Origin of the sequence: Streptomyces longispororuber, assembly GCF_024448165.1 — a bacterium.
GTDB lineage: Bacteria > Actinomycetota > Actinomycetes > Streptomycetales > Streptomycetaceae > Streptomyces > Streptomyces longispororuber_A.
Map to the genome: position 1 here is coordinate 24,520 of NZ_JAMOLN010000010.1, position 21,196 is coordinate 45,715.

Annotated in this window: 22 protein-coding genes and 5 pseudogenes; 7 read left to right on the top strand and 20 right to left on the bottom strand. The window is 69.0% G+C overall.

Annotated features, from left to right (window positions below; translation table 11 throughout):
* The first annotated feature begins 271 nt into the window (after window positions 1–271).
* Window positions 272–451 (top strand): hypothetical protein, encoded by a 180-nt coding sequence (locus M4J07_RS04730; protein WP_255967613.1) that lies wholly within the window; start codon window positions 272–274, stop codon window positions 449–451.
* 155 nt (window positions 452–606) lie between these two features.
* On the opposite strand, the pseudogene M4J07_RS04735 reads toward M4J07_RS04730, so the two are convergent.
* Window positions 607–672: pseudogene (locus M4J07_RS04735) on the bottom strand (hypothetical protein); the annotation flags it as partial.
* 94 nt (window positions 673–766) lie between these two features.
* Window positions 767–997 (bottom strand): annotated as a pseudogene (locus M4J07_RS04740) (carotenoid oxygenase family protein); the annotation flags it as partial.
* Window positions 998–1,201: 204 nt separating this feature from the next.
* On the opposite strand from M4J07_RS04740, the gene M4J07_RS04745 reads away from it, so the two are divergent.
* Window positions 1,202–4,045: a family 43 glycosylhydrolase gene (locus tag M4J07_RS04745; protein ID WP_255967494.1), complete on the top strand. Its 2,844-nt coding sequence runs from the start codon at window positions 1,202–1,204 to the stop codon at window positions 4,043–4,045.
* 370 nt (window positions 4,046–4,415) lie between these two features.
* Here M4J07_RS04745 and M4J07_RS04755 read toward each other — a convergent pair whose 3' ends face one another.
* Both M4J07_RS04755 and M4J07_RS04760 read right to left on the bottom strand, forming a co-directional pair.
* Window positions 4,416–5,345 carry an ADP-ribosylglycohydrolase family protein gene (locus M4J07_RS04755; RefSeq protein ID WP_255967496.1) on the bottom strand — a complete coding sequence of 310 codons (930 nt, stop codon included), beginning with the start codon at window positions 5,343–5,345 and terminating at the stop codon, window positions 4,416–4,418.
* 113 nt (window positions 5,346–5,458) lie between these two features.
* Window positions 5,459–6,013 (bottom strand): DinB family protein, encoded by a 555-nt coding sequence (locus M4J07_RS04760; protein WP_255967607.1) that lies wholly within the window; start codon window positions 6,011–6,013, stop codon window positions 5,459–5,461.
* Between the two features lie 855 nt (window positions 6,014–6,868).
* On the opposite strand from M4J07_RS04760, the gene M4J07_RS04765 reads away from it, so the two are divergent.
* Window positions 6,869–7,537 carry a ThuA domain-containing protein gene (locus tag M4J07_RS04765; protein WP_255967498.1) on the top strand — a complete coding sequence of 223 codons (669 nt, stop codon included), beginning with the start codon at window positions 6,869–6,871 and terminating at the stop codon, window positions 7,535–7,537.
* Window positions 7,522–8,634 carry a Gfo/Idh/MocA family protein gene (locus tag M4J07_RS04770; RefSeq protein WP_255967500.1) on the top strand — a complete coding sequence of 371 codons (1,113 nt, stop codon included), beginning with the start codon at window positions 7,522–7,524 and terminating at the stop codon, window positions 8,632–8,634. The genes M4J07_RS04765 and M4J07_RS04770 overlap by 16 nt, the downstream gene beginning before the upstream one ends.
* A gap of 228 nt (window positions 8,635–8,862) precedes the next feature.
* On the opposite strand, the pseudogene M4J07_RS04775 reads toward M4J07_RS04770, so the two are convergent.
* From M4J07_RS04775 to M4J07_RS04815, 9 genes and pseudogenes are all read right to left on the bottom strand, one after another.
* Window positions 8,863–9,235, bottom strand: a pseudogene (locus M4J07_RS04775) (AraC family ligand binding domain-containing protein); the annotation flags it as partial.
* A 261-nt stretch (window positions 9,236–9,496) separates the two neighbouring features.
* Window positions 9,497–9,678: pseudogene (locus tag M4J07_RS04780) on the bottom strand (ISKra4 family transposase); the annotation flags it as partial.
* 33 nt (window positions 9,679–9,711) lie between these two features.
* Entirely contained in the window at window positions 9,712–9,966 is a 255-nt protein-coding gene (locus M4J07_RS04785) for a hypothetical protein (RefSeq protein ID WP_255967502.1), read from the bottom strand.
* A 2-nt stretch (window positions 9,967–9,968) separates the two neighbouring features.
* A complete protein-coding gene (locus M4J07_RS04790; RefSeq protein ID WP_255967504.1) occupies window positions 9,969–10,424 on the bottom strand; it encodes a hypothetical protein in 456 nt (151 codons plus the stop codon).
* Window positions 10,425–10,476: 52 nt separating this feature from the next.
* Entirely contained in the window at window positions 10,477–11,304 is an 828-nt protein-coding gene (locus M4J07_RS04795; protein WP_255967506.1) for a tyrosine-type recombinase/integrase, read from the bottom strand.
* Window positions 11,305–11,325: 21 nt separating this feature from the next.
* Window positions 11,326–11,607, bottom strand: coding sequence for a hypothetical protein (locus M4J07_RS04800; protein WP_255967516.1), 282 nt, complete (start codon window positions 11,605–11,607; stop codon window positions 11,326–11,328).
* A 62-nt stretch (window positions 11,608–11,669) separates the two neighbouring features.
* The gene (locus M4J07_RS04805) at window positions 11,670–11,840 is read right to left on the bottom strand and encodes a hypothetical protein (protein ID WP_255967518.1); all 171 of its coding nucleotides are present in this window, start codon (window positions 11,838–11,840) and stop codon (window positions 11,670–11,672) included.
* Window positions 11,841–11,929: 89 nt separating this feature from the next.
* Entirely contained in the window at window positions 11,930–12,142 is a 213-nt protein-coding gene (locus M4J07_RS04810; RefSeq protein WP_255967520.1) for a hypothetical protein, read from the bottom strand.
* A gap of 157 nt (window positions 12,143–12,299) precedes the next feature.
* Entirely contained in the window at window positions 12,300–12,599 is a 300-nt protein-coding gene (locus tag M4J07_RS04815) for a hypothetical protein (RefSeq protein WP_255967522.1), read from the bottom strand.
* 167 nt (window positions 12,600–12,766) lie between these two features.
* Between M4J07_RS04815 and M4J07_RS04820 the strand changes: the two genes are divergently transcribed.
* On the top strand, window positions 12,767–14,122 hold the full coding sequence (locus M4J07_RS04820; RefSeq protein WP_255967524.1) for a protein kinase domain-containing protein: 1,356 nt from the start codon (window positions 12,767–12,769) through the stop codon (window positions 14,120–14,122).
* An 87-nt stretch (window positions 14,123–14,209) separates the two neighbouring features.
* Here M4J07_RS04820 and M4J07_RS04825 read toward each other — a convergent pair whose 3' ends face one another.
* The 3 genes and pseudogenes from M4J07_RS04825 to M4J07_RS04835 form a co-directional block, all read right to left on the bottom strand.
* Window positions 14,210–14,851 (bottom strand): hypothetical protein, encoded by a 642-nt coding sequence (locus tag M4J07_RS04825; protein WP_255967526.1) that lies wholly within the window; start codon window positions 14,849–14,851, stop codon window positions 14,210–14,212.
* A 786-nt stretch (window positions 14,852–15,637) separates the two neighbouring features.
* Window positions 15,638–16,020: pseudogene (locus M4J07_RS04830) on the bottom strand (nuclear transport factor 2 family protein).
* A gap of 147 nt (window positions 16,021–16,167) precedes the next feature.
* Window positions 16,168–16,698: a peptidoglycan-binding domain-containing protein gene (locus tag M4J07_RS04835; RefSeq protein WP_255967527.1), complete on the bottom strand. Its 531-nt coding sequence runs from the start codon at window positions 16,696–16,698 to the stop codon at window positions 16,168–16,170.
* 355 nt (window positions 16,699–17,053) lie between these two features.
* Between M4J07_RS04835 and lpdA the strand changes: the two genes are divergently transcribed.
* Window positions 17,054–18,466 carry a dihydrolipoyl dehydrogenase gene (gene lpdA / locus M4J07_RS04840; RefSeq protein ID WP_255967528.1) on the top strand — a complete coding sequence of 471 codons (1,413 nt, stop codon included), beginning with the start codon at window positions 17,054–17,056 and terminating at the stop codon, window positions 18,464–18,466.
* Window positions 18,467–18,549: 83 nt separating this feature from the next.
* Here lpdA and M4J07_RS04845 read toward each other — a convergent pair whose 3' ends face one another.
* From M4J07_RS04845 to M4J07_RS04855, 3 genes are all read right to left on the bottom strand, one after another.
* Window positions 18,550–18,720: a hypothetical protein gene (locus tag M4J07_RS04845; RefSeq protein WP_255967529.1), complete on the bottom strand. Its 171-nt coding sequence runs from the start codon at window positions 18,718–18,720 to the stop codon at window positions 18,550–18,552.
* Window positions 18,720–18,878: a hypothetical protein gene (locus tag M4J07_RS04850; protein ID WP_255967530.1), complete on the bottom strand. Its 159-nt coding sequence runs from the start codon at window positions 18,876–18,878 to the stop codon at window positions 18,720–18,722. The genes M4J07_RS04845 and M4J07_RS04850 overlap by 1 nt, the downstream gene beginning before the upstream one ends.
* Window positions 18,879–18,997: 119 nt before the next feature.
* Window positions 18,998–19,684: an SDR family oxidoreductase gene (locus tag M4J07_RS04855; protein WP_255967532.1), complete on the bottom strand. Its 687-nt coding sequence runs from the start codon at window positions 19,682–19,684 to the stop codon at window positions 18,998–19,000.
* Window positions 19,685–19,822: 138 nt separating this feature from the next.
* Between M4J07_RS04855 and M4J07_RS04860 the strand changes: the two genes are divergently transcribed.
* Complete coding sequence (locus M4J07_RS04860) at window positions 19,823–20,437, top strand: TetR/AcrR family transcriptional regulator (RefSeq protein WP_255967534.1); 615 nt, start codon at window positions 19,823–19,825, stop codon at window positions 20,435–20,437.
* Window positions 20,438–20,705: 268 nt separating this feature from the next.
* On the opposite strand, the gene M4J07_RS04865 is transcribed toward M4J07_RS04860, so the two are convergent.
* The gene (locus M4J07_RS04865) at window positions 20,706–21,146 is read right to left on the bottom strand and encodes an OsmC family protein (RefSeq protein WP_255967536.1); all 441 of its coding nucleotides are present in this window, start codon (window positions 21,144–21,146) and stop codon (window positions 20,706–20,708) included.
* Window positions 21,147–21,196: the final 50 nt, after the last annotated feature.

The following is a 21,196-nucleotide window of genomic DNA, read 5'->3' on the forward strand; positions in this document are numbered from 1 at the left end:
AGCACCTTCTGACGCAAGACGACGTCACAGCCAGTCAGCGTCGTGAAAGCCCGGAAATCCGACACCTGGCGCCTCGGGAATCCGGATTCCCGACAGGACGTCCGCGGTCGCGTCGCAGGAGGTGGCCCCTCGGGTTTCGCAGGGTCTGCGTTCGGCCGAGCCTCCGGCTGGCGTGCCGGCCGAGGCCGTCCGGCCTGTCGCACTGCGGATGCGCGGCCGTTCAGGATCCGGTGAAGGCCGCTCCCTGAGGGCCGCCATGTGGCCTTTGGTGATGGCCGGCGATCTGGCCACCAGCCCGCGGGAGACCCTCGACCTGCTCACCGATGCGGAGGCCCTGCCCGTGCTCCGGCACAGCCGAGACAACCAGGAGGTGCTGAGCGAACGCGACCACGTCGTGTGGACCGCCCAGGACACCGACGCCCGTTCGACTGCTCCGCCCGCAGCCGTGTGAACGTCTCCCCCGCACGCGTTCAAGTCCCCACACCACCGCCGCGCACGGGAGAGGGCTGGCCAGAGCTCGGTGCGGCCCGCCGTCCATGCGTCCGCCACCCAGCTGCCGCGGAACTCCAGGGGAACCCTGCCCGGCAGGTGGATCCGGGCCAGCGGGTGACCGCCGAAGTCCTGGGCCGAGAGGATCACCAGGTCGGTCGCGCCCCGGTCGGGGTCGTCCACGTACGACAGGACGTAGCCGTCGTCCTCGTCCCGCGCCCCGCGTCCCGCGCCGCGGGACGAACACCGGCTCGCTGACCGCCGCGCCGTCGGGGAAACGGATCAGCTGCCTGCTGCCGAGCAGCATGTCGTGCTTGATCGGGTGGTTGGTGAACTTCCCGTCCGGCAGCACTCCGTCGACCGTCTCGTACGCGCGCCACATCTCGGCCGCGCTCGCCGTGTAGGCGTAAGGGTGCCGGCGGGCGACCAGGGATTCGTTGATGCGCGGGAACTCCTGCGGACGGTCGTCCAGCCGGCTGCTGCGTACCCGGCCCGCGCGCGGGCCGATCGAACACCACCCAGAAGGTCCTCAACCCCGCGGGCATCCTCCAGGTCGCTCCAGCGCGCGGTGTCACCGCAGACTTCGTCCGAGGCCCCGTTTGGGTGGCTCACCCTCATTGTCGTTCGACATCCCGGACGGCCTTCGATTTTTCGGACCAATCCACGTCAGGGATCTTGACCGCCCCGGCTCCCGCTTTCTTGACTGGCCCGCATGCCGCCCCGTAACGGAATGTCCCGCCGCCATGTCCTCGTCGCCGGAGCCCTCACCCTGGGGGCCACCGCCATCTCCTCTCCGGCCCGCGCGAGCGCCGTCCCCACGAGCAGCAGGAGCGCCGCCTACGAGGGCTACCTGTTCGTGTACTTCACCGGAGAGGGCACCGCCGACGGCGAGCAGATCCACCTCGCCCTCAGCAAGGGCAACGACCCGCTGCACTGGCGGGAGCTGAACGGCGGGCAGCCCGTACTGACGTCCACGCTCGGCGACAAGGGCGTACGCGACCCCTTCGTCATCCGGTCACCCGAAGGCGACAAGTTCTTCCTCATCGCCACTGACCTGAGGATCTACGACGGCGCCGGCTGGGACTACGTCCAGCGGCACGGCAGCCGGTCCATCATCGTGTGGGAGTCCGCGGACCTCGTGAACTGGTCCGAGCCGCGATCCGTACAGGTGTCGCCGGAGACAGCCGGCAACACCTGGGCGCCGGAGGCCTATTGGAGCGACGAGGCCGGTGCGTACGTCGTCTTCTGGGCGTCGAAGCTGTACGCGGCCTCCGACACGGAGCACACCGCGGACACGTACAACCGGATGCTGTACGCCACGACGAAGGACTTCGTGACCTTCAGCGAGGCGAAGGTGTGGAACGACCCCGGGTACTCGGTCATCGACTCCACCGTCATCGCGCACGACGGGACCTACTACCGGTTCACCAAGGACGAGCGGTCGGCGTCGCAGTCGCCGTACGGGAAGTTCATCCTGGAGGAGAAGGCCGTCGATCTGCTCTCGACCTCGTGGACGACCGTCTCCGAGGGCATCGGCATGGGTTCCATGGCACAGGGCGAGGGGCCGCTGGTCTTCAAGTCGAACACCGAGGACAAGTGGTATCTGTTCATCGACGACTACACCGCCACCGGCTACATGCCCTTCGAGAGCACCGACCTCGCGGGCGGCAATTGGATCAAGTCCGCCGCGTACCGGCTGCCGTCGGCACCGCGCCACGGCACCGTACTCCCGGTCACCGCCGAGGAGTCCGGCCGGATCGAGGAGAAGTGGGGCGTCGCCCCCGTGCGCGCCGACAAGGACGGACTCATCGCCCACTGGCCCCTCGACGGCAGCGCCGACGACACCTCGGGGCACGAGTACCACGGCACCCTCAGCGGCGACACGGGCTGGGTGGACGGCGCCCTGGTGCTCGGCGGGGCGAGCGGGCACGTGAAGCTGCCCGACAACCTGCTCTCCGGCGTGGACTCGGTCACCGTGACCGCCGACGTGTGGGTGGACACCGACCAGAAGACGCCGTATTTCCTCTACGGGTTCGGGAACACCGGCTCCGACGGGAAGGGAAACGGGTACCTGTTCGCGACCGGCGGCAGTCCCGACGACGGCTTCCGCGCTGCCCTCTCCGACGGCAACTGGACCAAGGAGCAGGAGGCGAAGGCCGACAGCGGTCTCGGGCGCGGGCGTTGGGCGAACGTCGCGTACACCGCCGACGGCGACACGGCCCTGCTGTACCTCGACGGAGCGGTCGCCGCCCAGAACACCGCCGTCACCCTCATGCCCTCCGACATCGGCGGCGGCCGCACCACGGCCAACTACCTGGGCCGCTCCCAGTACGCCTCCGACCACACCCTCAAGGGCCGGCTGCGCGAGGTGCGGCTCTACAACCGGGCCCTGTCCGCCGACGAGATCGCCGCCCTGCCCTCCAACGCGACCCGCATCCGGGGCGTCGAGCTGGCGTCGCTGAAGGCGCCCGCCGTGATCGAGAACGACGGCGGCACCGTCGTCCTGCCGGTGCGGCCGGGGACCGATCTGCGGCGCCTGCGACCGGAGTTCACGCTCGCGCCCGGCGCCCGGATCAGCCCTGCGAACGGGAAGCGGACGGATCTGCGGGCGCCGGTGACCTACACGGTGACCGCAGCGGACGGCGCACAGCGCCGGTGGAAGGTGTCGGCCGTGGAGATGAAGACGCCTGTGCTGCCCGGGTTCCACGCCGACCCCAACATCGTGGCTTTCGGCTCGACGTACTACCTCTACACGACCACCGACGGATTCGACGGCTGGAGCGGCACCACGTTCGGCGTCTGGTCGTCGACGAACCTCGTCGACTGGACCGACCACGGCGTCATCCTCGACCTCGGCAAGGACGTGGGCTGGGCCGAGTCCCGGGCCTGGGCCCCGACCATCGCCGAGCGCGACGGCAGATACTTCTTCTACTTCTGCGCCGAGGCGAAGATCGGCGTCGCGACCGCCGACTCCCCCGCCGGCCCGTTCACCGACAGCGGCCAGGTGCTGATCGCCGCCAACCCGGACGGCGCCGGACAGGCCATCGACCCGGCCGTGTTCACGGACGACGACGGGCAGACGTATCTGTACTGGGGCAACAGCTCGGCGTGGGTGGTGCCGCTGGGCGAGGACATGGTGTCGTACGACCCCTCGAAGGCACGGCAGATCGAGGGGCTCGAGGACTTCCGCGAGGGCCTGTTCGTCGTACGGCGCAAGGGCGTCTACCACCTGACGTACTCCATCGACGACACCCGCAGCCCCGACTACCGCGTCGGATACGCCACGTCGAACTCGCCGTACGGGCCCTTCACCACGCACGGCGTCATCCTGGAGAAGGACCCGGCGCAGGGCATCCTCGGCACCGGGCACAACTCCCTGCTCCAGGTGCCCGGCACCGACGACTGGTACATCGCCTACCACCGTTTCGCGATCCCCGGCGGGGACGGCACGCACCGGGAGACCACGATCGACCGGGTCGAGTTCGGCCGGGACGGGCTACTGCGGCCGGTCACGCCGACACTGAACGGGGTGCAGCCGCGCCGCATCCCTCGATAGCGACTGCTGTGCAGGAGGAGGGCCGACATGGCGCGGGGGGGGCAGGCAGCGTCAATCGTGATCGGCCGGCCTCCGCGCAGGACGACGGGCGGCGGGTGCCCGCAGGAGATCATCTCCACCTGGCCACGCGCTGGTACTCCCGCCCGCCGCTTTCGGGCGGTCGGTGGCCTTGGTCGTGCGCCACCTAGGTGTTCTGAAGGTGCCGTCAACTGCGGCGCATCGCCACGTCATCGGGCGTTGGCGGGCGTCCTGAACGAGCCGCTGCTGAGCGGGAGTTCCTTACGTTCACCCGGCAAGTGCGGCGATGACGCGCCGATTGAAGACCGAGCCGATGCCGAAGAAGACCGCACGGGTCGGATGACGCGCGAATTCAGCCCGCGAGGCGGTCCGCCAGGTGGAGCAGATCCGTCAGGTGAAGAACGCGTCGGTCGAATCCCGGGAGGGGGACGTGGAGCGGCTGGGTCCACCGGTCGGGGATCGCCTCCAGACCGTAGTACGCCCCCGCGAGGCCTCCGGTCACCGCTGCCACGGTGTCCGTGTCGCCGCCGAGGTCGATCGCCGCGCGGATCGCGTCTTCGAAGCCGGCATGGGTGCGTAGAGCCCAGACAGCGGAGCCCAGGCAGGGCCAGACGGCACCGTTGAACTCCGTCGCCTGATCGGGGTGCCAGCCGGGCGCGAGGACGGTGGCGTAGCGGTCTCGATGGCCGGGATGGACATGAGCCAGGATGTCCGGCAGCGCGGCGAGCGGATCCTTGTCCTCCAAGGTCACGCGGATGAGTTCATGGAAGATCGCGGTGCCTTCCCAGGCTGCGCGGTCACCATGGGTGAGGGCCGCGATCCTGCGTGCCGCGTCCATGGTGGCTTCCTGGCCGGCGGCAGCGAAGTGGACCGCGGAGGTCGATGCCCGCATCAAGGAGCCGTTTCCCGCTGCGTGCTGGTTGACCTGGAAGTGGATCGCGGCGGCGAGATCCCAGGGCATGCCGTTGTTCAGGACGTCTTCGGTCTGCAGTCCGATGTCCTTCGGTTCTGCGACCGCCCAGCGCTGGAAGCGGACGAAGATGTCCGGTAGATCCAGTCCACCCCGCTCCAGCAGTGACTCCCCGACCAGGACAGCCATCTGCGTGTCGTCGGTCGCCTCCCCCGGGTCCCAGCCACCGCCTCCGCACATCTCGTCACCGGTTCCGGGCGCGGGAAACCGTGCGGAGAACGCTCCCTGTGGACCGAACTCGAAAGGCCCGCCCAGCGCGTCACCCACAGCTGAGCCGACGATCGCGCCGGCGGCGCGCTGATGGCGCTTCATCGGCGCAGGATAGCTGTGCCGTTGAGGACAAACCATCGGCGCGCGCCTGCGACGACCTCGGAGTCTCCCCCACCCGCCGCAGCGTCCCACCGAAGTCCTGGCCCCCCATCGAATCAGCCGGCGTAGGGGTTGCCGCCGAGCCAGGTGGTGCCGTCGATCAGTTCGCGGACCGCATCCAAGTGGCCGCTGTGGCAGGCGACTTCGGTGATCACGTGGATCACGATGTGCCGCACGTCAGGCAGCCGCCAGGTCGGCCAGAGTTCCACCGGCCAGGCGGCAGGCTCCTGACCGGGCGTGGCGGCGGCCAGCACGGCGTCCGCGCGTGCGATGGCCGCCCGGTAGTCGGCGAACACCTCGTCGGCGCCCATCCCCTCGGGCACGTACCAGTGCGCCTCCGCGCCTGCGGCGAGCTGTCCGACCACGTCGGGATCGCCGGAGATCACTCCGGGGAACCAGAATCGTTCGACATCCAGGGTGAGGTGGCGCAGCAATGCCAGACAGCTCCAGCCGCTGGGCAGCACCGGCCGCCGCAGGTCTTGCTCCGAGAGCCCTTCGAGGATCCCGAGGACGTGCTCGCGCTGGCGGTCCAGGGCGCCTTTGAGTGCCGCGAGTTCGGCGTCCGCCGGGCGCGCGGACAGTTCGGCGAGGCGATCCAGAGTGGTCACCATCTGCGTGCGCCACCAGGCGCGCTCGCGGTCGACCTCCGTGCCCTTGTCCGCCGGCAGGCGCGATCCGTCGAAGATCTCGGTCACCACGGTCGCCCCGGCTCCGTCCGGGACCAGGTCGAAGATCCACCGGTGCCCCCACGCGGCCCCGGACACGGTGGCGTCCGGATGTCCGAGGCCGGGCCTCGGCTCCCAGGCGATGCGACGGTCCGGCTCGTACTCGACGATGTGGTTGTTCATCTCGTAGTCGCCGTGGCGCTCATTGTGCATCCGCATCACGAAGACGTCCCCGATGCCCGACACCATGGCGTCGAAGTCGCCACCCCGCAGCATTCCCGATCCGTCGAGGTCCGGGTGCCGGCCGGGGTCGGCCAGGATCCGGAAGATGACCTGCGCCGGGGCCCCGATACGCCGGGACACCGCCACCACGGCCTCGCCTGTCGTACTCGTCATCCGCACGCCTCCGTCAACAGCAGAACATGACCCTGACTTCGGTCCGAACGCTACAGCGGGGGTACGACAGCCACCCCGTGGAGCCTCACGGACGACCGTGGTGACGGTCATCCGTAGGAACAGGTTCACATCCCGACCTCCCCCGCGCAGAAGGCAGTTCCCTGCGGTCAGTCCCGACCTGTGGGGCCATCCGCGCGTACGCCGGAGAACCTGACCCTCAGGCCCAACCACCTGTGCGCCACCCGCCCGTACGCGCCATCCCGCGAAGCCACGACTGTCACACCCCCTTCCGGCTGACCGACGCACCCTCGACGGCAGCCCGATCATGACCGAGACTGCCGTGGACCCCGGCGCACGGGACGCCCGTGCCCCATCCGCCGAACCGGCCGACCTCCTGGAGGACCGATGATCTCCGCCGGTGCCAAGCGTGCCCTCGTCGTCCGCGGCGGCTGGGAAGGGCACGCACCCGTCGCCGCCACGGACCGCTTTGCCACCGCCCTCAAGGAAGACGGCTATGAGGTGACGGTCTCCGACACTCTCGACAGCTACCTCGACGCGAGCCTCCTCGCCGCGACCGACCTCGTGGTGCAGTGCTGGACGATGGGCGACATCACCGCCCCGCAGCTGGAAGGCCTCAGCCAGGCCGTCCGCGCTGGCACCGGCCTGGCCGGATGGCACGGCGGCATCGTCGACGCGTTCCGCACCGAGACCCGTTACCACCTCATGACGGGCGGCCAGTTCGTCCACCACGCACGGGAGTTCAGCACTTTCGAGGTGACACCCGTACCCGGCAAGGAAGACCACCCCGCAGTGGCCGGGATCAACGCCTTCACCGTCACGACCGAGCAGTACTACGTGCACGTCGACCCCGCGATCGAGGTCCTCGCCACCTCCCCGTACGCCGCCGACCCCGACCACCCCGAACTCCTGGGCACAGTGGTGCCGGTGACCTGGACCCGGAACTGGGGCGCGGGCCGGGTCTTCGTCACCACGCTCGGGCACGGCGTCGCCGACCTGGACGTACCCGAGACTCACGCGATGATCAGGAAAGGCATGACGTGGGCGACGCGCTGAGGCAACAGCCGCCGCTGCGTATCGGAGTGGTCGGCACCGGACAGATCAGCGGCGCATACCTGCGGACGTTCCGTGTCCTGCCCGAGTTGTCCGTCACCGCGGTCGCCGACCTCGACCAGTCCCGTGCCACCGCCGTCGCGGCCGCAGTTCCCGGCACCCGCGCCCTCACCACGAAAGAGCTGTACGCGGCCGAGGACATCGACCTCGTCCTCAACCTGACCGTCCCCGCGGCGCACGCCGACGTCGCCCACGCCGCCATCTCCGCCGGCAAGCACGTGTACGGAGAGAAGCCCCTGGCATCGACCACCGCCGAGGCACGGGCCGTCCTCGCCGCCGCCGACGCCGCGGGCGTCCGCGTGGGCTGCGCCCCGGACACGGTCCTCGGCACAGGAGTGCAGACCGCCCGCGCTGTCCTGGACACCGGGCGCCTGGGCACTCCGGTGGCGGCGACCGCCTTCATGGTCACCCCGGGCCACGAGCACCCTGCCCCGGAGTTCTACTACCAGCGCGGCGGCGGACCGCTCTTCGACATGGGCCCTTACTACCTCAGCGCTCTGGTCACGCTCCTCGGCCCGGTGCGCGCAGTGTCCGGCATGGCGTCCACCTCACGTCCGGTACGCACCGTCGGCAGCGGTCCACGGGCCGGGAGCGAGTTCCCGGTGGAGGTGGCCACCCATGTCACGGGCGTACTGGAACACGAGAGCGGGGCGCTGTCCACGCTGGTGATGTCCTTCGACGTCTGGGCCGCCGACCTTCCCCGCATCGAGGTGTACGCAACAGGCGGATCTCTGTCCGTGCCCGACCCCAACGGCTTCGACGGGCCCGTGCGGCTCTTCGATCCCGGTGTCGGGCACTGGCAGGACGTCCCCGTCCGGGGTGGCTATGTGGGAGCCGACCGCGGCTTCGGCGTCGCCGATCTCGCTCGTGCCCTCACGGACGGCACCGAGCATCGCGCGAGTGGTGAGCTCGCCTTTCACGTTCTGGAGATCATGGAGTGCCTGCTCACCTCGGCTCGAACCGGGCGCAGCACCACCGTCACGAGCGAGGGTGAACGGCCGGCCGCAGTCCCCCTACAGCCGCTGCCCGAGCCCGGGTGAGCCGTCCCCGCACCTCGGCGTCGGCGTCCAGACTCCGACCATCGCGGAGCCCTGCATCCGACCGGCCCGACCGGCTTCCTCGGCTACGGAACCCGGACTCGGACGGGTCTTCCTCGCACCTGCCCGGGTCAATCCGACGGCCCTGGCAGGTGCCATGACGCGCCGCGTGGTCGTCGACGGACAGCGCCAGGAACGCACCCCTGTCCTCGGCCGATACCAGCGGAACCACGGGCGGTCCGCCGTGATGTAGCCGAGTCTGGTGACGGTCGCCGTCGCCGTGCCGGTGCATGCCACGAACGTCTCGTCCCAGCCTGCGCCGGGCTCGGGGCCGTAGTGGCGCACGACCCCGGGGGACCAGCCAGAGCAGTGCGGGCGCCGTGACGGCGGTCCGCTCACCGCGCCCGTGCCGGTACCAGCCGCCGTCGGCAGTGACGACGACCGCCACATGCCGGTCGACGGTACGCGGCCCCACGACAGGCGGGGTGCCGCGCTGCACACCGGTGCCCAAGCAGACCCGTCCGAGGTCCTTGTGCACCGCGTCCGGTGTGAAGAAGCGCACCCACTGCAGCGGCCCCTGATCGGCCGCCTGATCCTGCCGCATCCGTTCGCAGCCAGCGGGTACGAGGGAACCTCCATCGACGACCTGACCGTCGCCACGGGCATGCATCGAGGCAGCCTCTACAACGTCTCGGCGTCAACCGAAACGGCGGGAGCGCCGACTCCGTGAGGGTCTTCATCGAGTGAAGTCCTCCCCTCCGTACAGCTGAGAACGGGGCACCGTCCAGCGATCCGCGCACGCGCATCTCAGACAATGTTGTCGCTCCCAACTGGGTGTGGATGCCTTGGAGTGAGGGTCGGATGAGGCAGTGAAATTGTGATTTCGCTGGTCGGCGCTCGGGTAGAGGCGCTGCTGTGCGCGGGTTGAGCGGAAGGTCCCGTAGTCGTCGAAGTCGCCGTTGGTGATCAATGCACGGAGTCGGAGGACGCTTACGGCGCGTTGAATCCCCAGCGGGCGCCGGTGATGTCGAGGCGGTCCGCGATCATTATCTGAACTTGCGCCGGTGCACTTGTCGTTGGTCAGTCCGCGTCGCTGACGGTTGTCCGGGCGGAGCTCGTGGCCACGATGTCGGTGGCGGTGCGCAGAGACGTCTCTTGCCAGCCGAGCAACGCGCGGGTGATCGCGATCGACTGGATGATGCTCATGCCGCGTTCAGCCAGCAGAACCTGAACGGCTGCCATCCCCTCATCCACGAGGACGGGCCGGCATTGCTCGACGAGCGCAGTCCATCGCGCCGCTTCCTCAGGCCGCAGCCCGACGACATCGTCGAACATGGCTAGACCTCCCCCTCTGATCTTGCGCGAGCGCTAGTCCGGGGCTGCCTGCCGTGGGTCCGTTCGTAGTGGGTGCGGAAGTCGAAGAAACCCAGACCGTCAACCTTGTGCTCGCTGTCGATCTCTTCGAGCGTCCAGCAGTGGTCGGAGTAATCGTCGATGGCGACGCCGCCAGCATGGAGGATGTGCGACAGGAAGCTGCGGATCTCGGCAGTACCGTCAATGCGGCCGGAGACGTTGACCTGCAGGGCCCAAGTCGGGTGATAGCCGAGCGCGGAGTCCAGAAGGCGGACGTCCTCGGGTTCCCAGTCGGTGAACAGCTGACCGCACTTCTCGTCATCGAGGTCAACCATGAGCTTTTCGTCCGTCCAGTACCCGTCCTGACCAGGCATCAGCCGATCAAGACGTGCTGCGGTCGCGGTCGACTCGCCGGAGGGGAAGACGAAGACGGTGAGCATGGAGAGAGCGTAAGTCGCGGCGCAGGGCTCTGGCCAAGAAGTTTCGGCCCAGTCATCGGTTGTCTCCGTCGATGGTGGCAGTGCGAGCGGCGACCTCGCTGAATGACGGGATGCCGAGGTCGGTGGTCCGGCGTGCTGATTCCCCAAGTTGGGCGATCTTGTTATTGGCGGCGGAGAGGCTGACGTTGAGGTCATCGACCTCGCCGAGCCAGCCGTGCTCGCGGGCTTCGTCGATCCGGGCGAGGAGGTTGTCGCGGATCTCGAGGAGACGGGGCAACTGGGCGGAGTCGGGCCGCAAGAGCGGGCATCGGATGCTGGCGTGCTCGTGGATGCAGCCGGTGCCGTAGGCGCGTCCGCAGCTGCCCAGGGAGACCTTCCGGTGCTCGAAGTGGCCCAGGAACTCCTCCCACTCCTCGTCCGTGGGCGACCGGTATTCGGTGGAGGGCCGCAGGTCACGTCGGCGGGCGAGGTAGGCCCGGTGGCCGGTGATGGCCTCTTCGGGATAGACGGCCTTATAGCCCATGGTCGTGTTGATGTTCGCGTGCCCCATGATCAGCTGACAGATGTGCGGCGGCATCCCATTCATGATCGCTTCGGTGGCGACGATCCGGCGGAAGTCGTGGGGCTTGTAGTCCAGCGGCCCGCCGGAGGGATCTGTCAGCCCCATGCTGTTGGCCGCGTCGGTGATCCAGCGGCGGACCGTCACCGCGCTGAAGGGGCGGCCATCGGCGCCGTGACGATGCTGGAAGAGGACCGGCATTGCCGGGGTGAACTCGTGCTCGTGGACGTCATAGGGGACGACAAGAGGGACCGCTCCGTCCGCGTCGCGGACACGGTGGATGATCGCGGCCAGGACGTCGGCGAGCTCGGGCGAGATCACCAGCAGCCGTTCGAGGTCGTTCTAGGACGGGCCGATGTGCAACAGCGGGATCAGTTCGCCGCTGGACGGCAGCCGGCATTGGACCAGGCTGTGATGGGAGAGCTCGGTGAGCTCCTCGATGCGGATGCCGGTGGCATGCAGGACTTCCACCGCGGCCCAGGTCCAGAACGCGGCATCGTCCTCGCGCGTGAGGTCGCGACGTGATCCGGTGTCGGGGCCCTCGGCCCAGACGCGGGAGCTTTCCGTGGAGATCCGGGTGCGTCGCAGCCGTACGGCCGACCGGGAACTCGCGCGCCGCCCCATCGGGAACCTCTCGGCGCGAGTGGCATCGCACACCTGAGGCCGGCGGCTGGTGGCTGGTGGCATCACAGGTTGCTGATGATCAGCCAGGCGGCTGCGCCGATCACCACTGTGTACCCGCCGATGGAAATCACCTTTCCAGCGGCGCCATGGCCGGCGTCCTCGATCCAGTTACCCATGAGGCCGACGAGCGGAGCGCCGAAGACGATCAAAAGAAGGCCTATCAAGTACCCCATCTGTCCCCCCATCACAGATCACCCCACCGGTGACCAAGGAGAGCGATCGTAGAGGTGGCTCCGCGCCCGCAACAGGGCTCGAATCGTGCCTACGCCGCTTCGTAGTGGTGGGCACGGCCGCCGCGCCACTTCACCCACGACGGGTCGTCGAGCAACCCCTCCGCGCCCGGGAGCCCGGCCCGCCTCAGGAATTCGATGACATCCGCGTCGGAGTGCGCGAGGCCGAGAATCTGCCCGCGTGCCGTCACGCGCCGGCCGCCGGTTCCGAGCGGCGGGTGGACGGTGATCGGTGCTGTGGGCATACCTCCAGGGTGCAGCCGCGGTTCAGCGGTGGCATGTGGATCTCCGTCTCGTACTTCAATCAATCGAGGTCAGGTGTTCCCCGGCCGCCGACAGCCGGGGAACCCTGATCATTCAGCGCGGCGAAGCCTGGGGGTGTTACACCCGGCAGTGTTCCGACTACAGAATGCCGAGCACCGAGTCCGGCCGGCACTCAGCGCACGACCGGTCGCCGGATCCTCGTTCGATGAGCCAGTCCGGCTCGGGTGGCCGGTTGGCCACGCCGAGGGCATGCTCCGCCTGGCGTCGTTCCTCGTCCGCGATCCAGCGGCGGGTGCGCGCCAGGTCCCACTCCTGTGAGCGCTCCAGGAAGCGCAGCAGGTCGAGGTGGGTACGCGGAGCAGGTCCGTTCGCATGCTCGGGTCTTGGTCGATGGGCGAACTCCAGCTCAGCACCAACCGGTGCTCCCGTGCGGCCCACCGCGCGAGGATCGAGCGGGCCGCCAGGTCGGCCGCAGAGATGCAGACGGCCTGACGGCCTGACGGCATTGGCCTCCGCGCTGCGCGTGCCAGGCGTAACGTGACGTGCGTGTGGCTCCCTGGGGCAGGGGCCGGGCTCGGGCCACCGGCGTGAGGGAAGGGGACGCTGTGCGGGCGGGGGACGTTCTGGAAGGCCGCTATGAGCTCGTGACCCCCTTGGGAGCGGGCGGCTTCGGCGAGGTCTGGAAGGCCCGGGACCCTCGGGTCGACCGGCACGTCGCCGTGAAGATACTCCACCGTGAGCGCGGGGAGAGCAGCCAGGAGGCAGCCCGCTTCGCCCGCGAGGCGGCCGCGGCCGGCAGACTCGCGCACCCGAACATCGTGACCATCCATGACTTCAGCTCCGTCTGGCACGAAGGCCACCCGCTGATCTACCTGGTGATGGAGCTCGTGCCGGGCCAGCCGCTCAGTTCCCGGATCGCCACGGGGCGGCTCGCACCGGCGGAGGCCGTCGGCACCGCCTTGTGTGTCGCGCAGGCCCTGACCGCCGCGCACGCGGCAGGACTTGTGCACCGGGACATCAAGCCGTCGAACGTGATCCTGTGTCCGGGGTCGGCGAAAGTGGTGGACTTCGGCATCGCCCGAGGGCATACCCCGCAGCACAACATCACCACCGAGGGGCGCATCGTCGGGACGCCGGCCTACATGGCACCCGAGTGCTTCTCCGGACGCTTCGATCACCGCTCGGATCTCTACTCCCTGGGCTGCCTCCTGTTCGAGATGTGCGCCGGCTCCCCGCCCTTCCAGGGGACACTGTGGGACATCATGCGCCGGCATCTGTCCGAGCCTCCGCCTTCGCTCGCCTCCGTCGCTCCTGATGTACCGCCGGAACTCCAGCAGTTGGTCACAGCTCTCCTGGCCAAGAGCCCCGAAGACCGGTTCAGCGACGCGAGCACGGTGGCATCTCGACTGCGGTCTGAGCGGGACCGGCTACGGCGCGCCGTTCGTGAGGAACGCTCGGCGGCTGTCGGCACAGGTCACCCTCCGGCGGACCAGAAGAAGGCGGCCGAGCAGCAGAACCATGACGCTCGCGTGAGTCGGGGAACGGGCACAGCCTCGCGAGGCAAGGACATCGAGACCGAAGTCTCCCTGAGCGCGGCCGAAGCCGCGGACGGTTGCCTCATCCCGCTCAGAATCACCAGCAAAGGCCCCTGCGAAGCCTGTGCGGGCACGGGGTCCGCCAGCCGCAGTCCGAGACTGTGTCCCGAATGCATCGGAACCGGGGTGACCGCCGGTCCTGGCAGTTCATCGTGCTCGCACTGCGAAGGCCGAGGACTCGTCGCGTTGGACCCCTGCGGGACCTGTACGGGCCGGGGCCGCGCCGCGACGTCACGCACGATCCAGGCGCGCTTTCCCGCCGGGATCCGCGCAGGTCAGCGCATCCGTCTGGCAGGGCAGGGCGCCCCAGGACCCGGCGGGGGCGAACCCGGGGATCTGTACGTTCACGTCAAGGTCGACGGGTAGGGGCTCAGCTCGGCGGGCTCGGAGACGGTGTGGGCCGAGGAGACAGCAGCGTGGGGATTCGGCTCAGGCCAGGCGTACCCGTCGCGTTCAGATGTCCTCGCACAGAGCCGCCTTCTTGACGGGGAGCTTTCCCGACACCTCCGCGTTGACCCGCAACGCACGAATCTTGATTCTTCTTGCTCCCGGCTCGGGTTCGGTCTCGAACTCCACCACCCCGTCCGGCAGGTTCTCCAGGAACGGCAGAAGTCTGCCGTCCTGCCGCAGCCACTCGTGGGAGTCCCTGTCCACGAATCCCATCCACTGCATCGACACGATTCCGTCGCTCGGCAGCTCTCGTTTGCCGGACTTGTCGAACTCCTGCCAGCGGAGCAGCGCAGGCGTGAGGATCGTTTCGCTGCACGGGGCCAGGTTCGGCAGTTCGACGTAGAGGTCCCCGTATCTCCTTGGTTCCTTCACCCGCTTCGACGCGTCGTCCGGAACGACCTTCTCCACGTAGAGGCCGAGCGACACGCCGGTCACCGGATCGGGTGACCTGTTCATGATGTGCAGCCGCAGGGTGTCCGCGACCGGGTTCTCGGTCCAGTAGGAGACTCTCATCGCCTGCCCGCGCCGGTCGCGTTCCGCGTCAGCCTGGGACTGCATCAACTGGTCCTGTGCCACCACGGCGTTGAAGTAGGTGGCGACCGCCGTGAAGACGAGGCCGCCGATGGCCGCTGCGGCACCCAGCACGGCGCCGACGTGCGCCCACGGAACACGGCGCCATGGCCTCCGTGACGGTTGTGGTCGGGAGGCGCGCCTCAGCGCTCGGACGCGGTCGGGCCGAGGCTGCCGGCCGGCCCTTCGCGGCCGACTGCGGCGTTGTGGACCGCCGACCATGCGCCCCCTCCTCCGTCCGCCTGCTCGGGCCTGAAGGCGGAGACACGGCAGCGGCATCACGGGCTGTGCAGGGACCACCCCATCGGCCCCCCGCGACTCCACCGCCGCCTCCTTCCGAAGTACCGGTCGGAGTCGTCGATGGCAACTCCCTCTGCCCTGCGGGTTCTCTGCTCCTCGCGTAGGGCGAGATGCCTTCCCCGATGCCGGATGCTCGTCCTACGGTGCCACCGGTCATGCACGACTGGGCTCCACCCCGAACGAGGTGGGGCCCAGCAGGTTCACGGCCGGGTCATGACCGAACGGAGGCCTGGCCACGACTGGTTACGGCGTGGCCCAGGAGCGGCTGTCGTCGCACTGTCTCAGCTGACGCGGGATACCGCTGCCGCGCCTTGGCGCTCTGCACCACGTGGTCGCACATGGCCGGCGGACAGCACGGGCGAGCCGAGCTTTGCCGCCGAGGGAGGGGGCCGGGCCGCGGACGACCGTGCGAAGGCCTGGCGGGCCGGTGACCCCGATGCGCCGGTGCCCGCGAATGCCGGGGCGGACGCTCCTCAACACCGCGGCCTCATCGACCGCGAACCGCAGCCCCCGAACTCCGACGGGGCAGGTTCCGGAAGAGGACTGCGGCAGAAGAACGGCTCAGGAGGCGAACGGCTCGATCTCCCCCGCGAAGACGATGACCTGGTCGATGAGGCTCCGGCGCAGATGGACGACGTCCGTTCCCGCCAGGCGGGGACCTTCATCCGGCGTGGTGAAGACCCACTGGTACCGGGCCCACTCGTCCGGCATGTCCACCGCTGAGCAGCGCACCATGGTGCCGGTCCCCGCCGGGTGGTGTCGGATGTCCAGCACGAACTGCTCGACAGCCCTGATTCCTTCGCTGCGACCCAACGGCCCCCCAGAAGATCACGTCTGAGGTCAGGGCGGGCCTGGGAGAGCAGCGCAGTCACATAGCTGTCGTCCGAGGCGTTGAACGCGGAGATGAACGTGCCGATCGCGGAGCGTGCCGTCTCTTCCTGCATGCCTCAGTAATGCCAACCGCTACGCGTGCGCTCGTCCCACGAGCCGCCTTCCGATCACTGTGCATCTGCCCGGGCACAGCTCTGGGGGTCAACTGCGGCATGCGGCCACGTCGACAGGACAGCACCGCAGAAGGAGCTTCTCAGCGTTCAACTGCACCCGTTTCTGGTGTACGAAGCCGTCCCGTCCTCATACATGTGATACCGGCCGGTGTCGGCGCGGGTCATCTTGAACGTGCTCACCCTGCCGTTGTACCTGAGGGCCCTGTAGTCACCGCTGCCGATGTATGTTGCCGTGACGTTCTTCTGAGCACGACGGAACGTATTGGGGCCCACCTTGCCGTCTGCCGATGCGTACGAGTCCGCCAGCCCCCAGCGCACCTGGAGGAACCGCGTCGCCGCCTTCGTCTCGGCACCGAAGTAGCCGTCGGCCCCCGACTCCAGGATGTAGCCCTCAGCAATGAGGACCTTCTGCCACAGGCAGGCCGCCCCTGAATTGCTGTACGACGTTGTGGACAGGGTTCCCTCGTCGTTCCAGTCATCCGCGAAATTGCCGCTGCCGCTGACATAGCCGTTGGATGCCGCGGCTGTCACGGGCGAAGCCCCCGCAGCGAGCGCCCCTGCGGTGAGACCCGCAAGGGCAACCGTGATCAGCTTGCCCCGTGTGCTACGGATGTTCATAGGTGCCTTCCCCCGGTGACAGTGTTGTGCGTGATGGCTCGCCCAGCATTCCCGCCAGACACGAGCGCGGGAACCTACAACGTTGGAGGGTCAGGCACTCACGCCACCCTGTACTCGCCGACCCCATCTCGATGCACCGGTGGGGGTGACGGCGCCAGAGCGATCAGCACTGTGGAGCCGCGTAGGCAGGCACGTGCATACCTGGTACCCCTGTATCCGGACGGCCGGGCACGGCGGAATCTTCCAGAACCGCGACGCGTTCGCGGAAGGGGCGCCGGCGTTCCTCGCCGCACCGTCCGCATGAGCCTCGGCGGCCTCAGCACCGGGCCGGGCCGCCGCGAGAAAGGAACTTTCCATGGACGCGCAGAGCGCGCACTTCGACGTCGTCGTCCTCGGCGCGGGACCCGGCGGCTACGTGGCCGCTGTCCGAGCCGCCCAACTGGGCAAGCGGGTCGCCGTCGTCGAGGAGAGGTACTGGGGCGGTGTGTGTCTGAACGTGGGCTGCATCCCCACGAAGGCACTCCTGCGCAACGCCGAACTCGCCCACCTGTTCACCCACGAGGCGAAGACCTTCGGCATCCACGTCGAGGGCAGCGTCTCCTTCGACTACGGCGAGGCGTTCCGCCGCAGCCGTACCGTGGCGGACGGCCGGGTCAAGGGCGTCCACTACCTGATGAAGAAGAACAAGATCACCGAGATCGACGGGCGGGGCACCTTCACCGACCCGCACACCCTTCAGGTGGCCCTGTCGGCCGGTGGCACGCAGACGGTCACCTTCGACAACTGCATCATCGCCACCGGCGCCAGCCCCAAGCTGCTGCCCGGGACGAGCCGCAGCGCGCGCGTGGTGACGTACGAGGAGCAGATCCTCGCCGACCAGCTGCCGCAGTCGATCGTCATCGCGGGCGCCGGGGCGATCGGCATCGAGTTCGCGTACGTCTTGAGCAACTACGGCGTGAAGGTGACGATCGTCGAGTTCCTCGACCGGATCGCGCCACTGGAGGACGAGGAGATCTCCAAGGAACTGGCTCGCCAGTACCGGAAGTTGGGCATCGACGTCCTCACCTCCACCCGCGTCGAGTCGATCGACGAGTCGGGACCGCAGGTCCGTATCACCGTGACCGGCCAGAACGGCGCACAGCAGGTCCTGGAGGCCGACAAGGTCCTCCAGGCGATCGGCTTCGCACCGAACGTCACCGGCTACGGCCTGGAGGCCACCGGCATCGCTCTCACCGAGCGCGGCGCGATCGACGTCGATGGCCGCTGCCGCACCAACGTGCCCCACCTGTACGCGATCGGTGACGTCACCGCGAAGCTGATGCTCGCGCACACCGCCGAGTCGATGGGCGTCATCGCCGCCGAGACCCTCGCGGGCGCCGAGACGATGGAACTCGACTACGCGATGATCCCGCGCGCCACCTACAGCCAGCCGCAGATCGCCAGCTTCGGCTACACCGAGGCGCAGGCACGGGAGTTGGGTTACGACGTCAAGGTCGCGAAGTTCCCGTTCACCGCGAACGGCAAGGCCCACGGCCTCGGCGACACGGTCGGCTTCGTCAAGCTGATCAGCGACAGCACGCACGGCGAGCTGATCGGCGGCCACCTCATCGGCCCCGACGTCACCGAGCTGCTGCCGGAACTGACCCTGGCGCAGCAGTGGGACCTCACCGTCCACGAGGTCGCCCGCAACGTCCACGCCCACCCGACTCTGGGCGAGGCGGTCAAGGAAGCGGTGCACGGACTCGCCGGGCACATGATCAACATGTGAGGCGTCCGGATCCGTCGAGGCTGTGGCCCGCCCCCACAGAGTGAGGGGTTCCGAGCCACAGCCTTACGGATGCCGTACATGTGTCAGGCCACCGGCGCGGCAGGGGCGATCATGCGGCCCGTGCCGCCTTGGACGCCGGCCAGGGAAGCGGCAGTCGACTCGTGCGGGACACCCAGCGGTACCACGCTGACCTCGGTGCGACGGTCGTGCTGCCCGGACTCCTCCGCCACAGCCAGTACCTCGAACTCGCCCATCAGCTTCTCCGACTCGGCGAACTGGTACGTGTCTGCGATGTCGACGAGGGGCCGCCCGCCTCGGTGAACCGGTCGAAGATCCGGCGGGCCTTGTCCGGCCCGGTCCCCGCGCCCCAGCGGGTGCCGAAGCCGGCGGTGCCGTGCGCGTACTCGGACACGCGCAGTCCCGTCCTGCGCCGACGGCCGTGTCACGCATCAGCTTGCCCCTTGTCCGTGTTGCCGCGGCTGCTGTTGCTGTCCGTCACGGGGCGGAGCAGGGCGGGACGGGGCGGGGCGATCAGGTCAGGTTCGGGGCGTCGGCCAGCCTCTGCTTGACGTACCGGCTCGTGTCGTCGGCGAGGACCTCGCCGAGGTCCTGTTCGATGGCGTCCAGGGCCTGGGCCGCGACATCGGCGGGGTCCACCTTCTGGTCGGCGGGGATCCGGGCCGCCATGTCGGTGTCCATGTAGCCGACGTGCAGGGCGGTGACGTGGATGCCGCGCGGGGCGAGCTCCTCGCGGATCGCGTTGGTCTGCGCCCAGGCGGCGGCCTTGGAGGAGGCGTACGAGCCGAGGGCACCCGGGTGCAGCCAGGACAGCACGGACAGGACATTGAGGACGGCGCCGCCGCCGTTGGCCTCGATGACCGGCGCGAAGGCACGAGTGACGGCGAGCGGGCCGAAGAAGTTCGTCTCCATCTCTCGGCGCACCGTCTCCAGTTCGCCGCCGAGCAGAGTGGCGCCGGTGGAGGCGCCGGCGTTGTTGATCAGCAGTGTCGCGTCGGAGGCGATGCGAGCCGCGGCCCGTACGGAGTCCGGGTCGGTCACGTCCAGGGCGATGGGCGACACGCCCGGCAGGTCGATGGTCTCGGGGCGGCGGGCGGCCGCGTACACCGTGGCACCCCGCTCGACGAGCTGAGTGGCCAGATGGCGGCCCAGCCCCCGGTTGGCGCCGGTGACCACGGCGACCGCGTGCTTCAGTTCCATGTCTTCTCCCGGTGAGCACGGAGGCCAGGACGGCCGGACCGCACTATAGATTTGGTTCGTAATCTAAGCATGAGCATAGAATAGATGGCCACCGACATCCAAATGGGGCCCGCAAGGGGCCGGACGGGAGACGGGCCCATGGGTCGCGTATCGAAGGTGCAGGCGCAGGAGAACCGCAAGCGGATCGTGGACACCGCATCCCGGCTCTTTCGCGAACAGGGCACACACGTCAGCGTCGCCGACCTCATGCAGGCCGCCGGACTGACCCACGGCGGCTTCTACAAGCAGTTCGCGTCGAAGGAGGCCCTCGTCGACGAAGCGACCGGCCACGCCTTCACCGAACTCACCGCACGCCGGAACGCCGCCCTCGCCCACCACACCGACCAGGGGTCCGCCCGCCAGTCCCTGATCGACGCCTACCTCTCCACCGAACACCGCGACAACGCCGCGGACGGCTGCCCGGTCGCGGGCCTGGCCACCGACATCGCCCGCACCCCGGGCGACCACGAGGCCCGCCAGGTCTTCACCGAAGGCGTCGCCGACTTCGCCGCATGGCTCGGCGGGGACAGCGCCGGCGACAGCGGCAGCAGTCACCGGGACGCGGAGCGGCGCGACGACGGCATCGCTCAGCTGTGCACCCTGTTCGGCGCCATCGTCCTGGCCCGCGCGACAACGGGCTCCCCGCTCTCGGAGGAGATCCTCCGTGTCGCACACCAGGCCCTGACCACGGACCGCGGCAGCGGCCCTTCCTGACCCCGAGCGGGTGCGCGGGAGCCGGTGGGGCTCAGACGCCGGCTCGGCGCTCCAGGAAATGGTGGAGGGAAGCCTTCATACCGGCGAGGAAGGAGTCGCGGGTCCGGTCGGTGACGAGATCAAGGGGCCGGCACGGATTGAGGTCTTCCAGCTCAACCAGGGGAAGGTCGCCTTCTTGGGCACCGCAGGCGGCTACGCGCCGGACGCCGTGGTCGAGCGCGTTCCGTTCGTTGACGCTCTGAGCGAAGAAGACATCGCCACCCCGTCGTCAGGCGTCTCCCTCCGTTCCGGTGACCGTCGCACTGACCGGGGTGCCCGCCTCGACGGTACGGCTGACGGTGCACAGCCGGTCGTGCGACGTCTTCACCGCCCGGGGAAGGATGGCGCGCGCACGGTCGCCTGACGCACCCTCAGGGAACGTGACCGAGAAGGTGACCGCCAGGTCCGACAGGCGGTTGCCGCTCCCGTCCTCGACCTTGTCGCCGGTCACAGTGACGGAGAACGAGGTCGGTTCCGTGTGACGGCTCGTCGCGACGTCCACGTCCGCCGCGGTACATCCGCCGATCGCGGCGAGGAAGAGCTCGACCGGCGTGAAGCCCGCACCCGAGCCGGTGCCGAAACTCAGGCTGTCCCCACGGGAGTTCGTGGCGGTGAACCGGCCCGGACCGGCCCGTCCGACGGTGACGGAACGCAGCGCATCATCAGTCATGACGACGACAGTACTTTCCGGTCCGGCCCACCTGCGGCACGCCGCGCCAA

Excerpts from the sequence above, each read along its gene's own strand:
- M4J07_RS04745 (WP_255967494.1), top strand. The coding sequence starts at position 1,202 with ATGCCGCCCCGTAACGGAATGTCCCGCCGCCATGTCCTCGTCGCCGGA.
- M4J07_RS04845 (WP_255967529.1), bottom strand. The coding sequence starts at position 18,720 with ATGGGCGAGTTCGAGGTACTGGCTGTGGCGGAGGAGTCCGGGCAGCAC.
- M4J07_RS04855 (WP_255967532.1), bottom strand. The coding sequence starts at position 19,684 with ATGGAACTGAAGCACGCGGTCGCCGTGGTCACCGGCGCCAACCGGGGG.
- M4J07_RS04860 (WP_255967534.1), top strand. The coding sequence starts at position 19,823 with ATGGGTCGCGTATCGAAGGTGCAGGCGCAGGAGAACCGCAAGCGGATC.
- M4J07_RS04810 (WP_255967520.1), bottom strand. The coding sequence starts at position 12,142 with ATGCCCACAGCACCGATCACCGTCCACCCGCCGCTCGGAACCGGCGGC.
- M4J07_RS04800 (WP_255967516.1), bottom strand. The coding sequence starts at position 11,607 with ATGGGGCGGCGCGCGAGTTCCCGGTCGGCCGTACGGCTGCGACGCACC.
- M4J07_RS04765 (WP_255967498.1), top strand. The coding sequence starts at position 6,869 with ATGATCTCCGCCGGTGCCAAGCGTGCCCTCGTCGTCCGCGGCGGCTGG.
- M4J07_RS04835 (WP_255967527.1), bottom strand. The coding sequence starts at position 16,698 with ATGAACATCCGTAGCACACGGGGCAAGCTGATCACGGTTGCCCTTGCG.
- M4J07_RS04760 (WP_255967607.1), bottom strand. The coding sequence starts at position 6,013 with ATGGTGACCACTCTGGATCGCCTCGCCGAACTGTCCGCGCGCCCGGCG.
- lpdA (WP_255967528.1), top strand. The coding sequence starts at position 17,054 with ATGGACGCGCAGAGCGCGCACTTCGACGTCGTCGTCCTCGGCGCGGGA.
- M4J07_RS04805 (WP_255967518.1), bottom strand. The coding sequence starts at position 11,840 with ATGGGGTACTTGATAGGCCTTCTTTTGATCGTCTTCGGCGCTCCGCTC.
- M4J07_RS04785 (WP_255967502.1), bottom strand. The coding sequence starts at position 9,966 with ATGTTCGACGATGTCGTCGGGCTGCGGCCTGAGGAAGCGGCGCGATGG.
- M4J07_RS04730 (WP_255967613.1), top strand. The coding sequence starts at position 272 with ATGGCCGGCGATCTGGCCACCAGCCCGCGGGAGACCCTCGACCTGCTC.
- M4J07_RS04790 (WP_255967504.1), bottom strand. The coding sequence starts at position 10,424 with ATGCTCACCGTCTTCGTCTTCCCCTCCGGCGAGTCGACCGCGACCGCA.
- M4J07_RS04865 (WP_255967536.1), bottom strand. The coding sequence starts at position 21,146 with ATGACTGATGATGCGCTGCGTTCCGTCACCGTCGGACGGGCCGGTCCG.
- M4J07_RS04755 (WP_255967496.1), bottom strand. The coding sequence starts at position 5,345 with ATGAAGCGCCATCAGCGCGCCGCCGGCGCGATCGTCGGCTCAGCTGTG.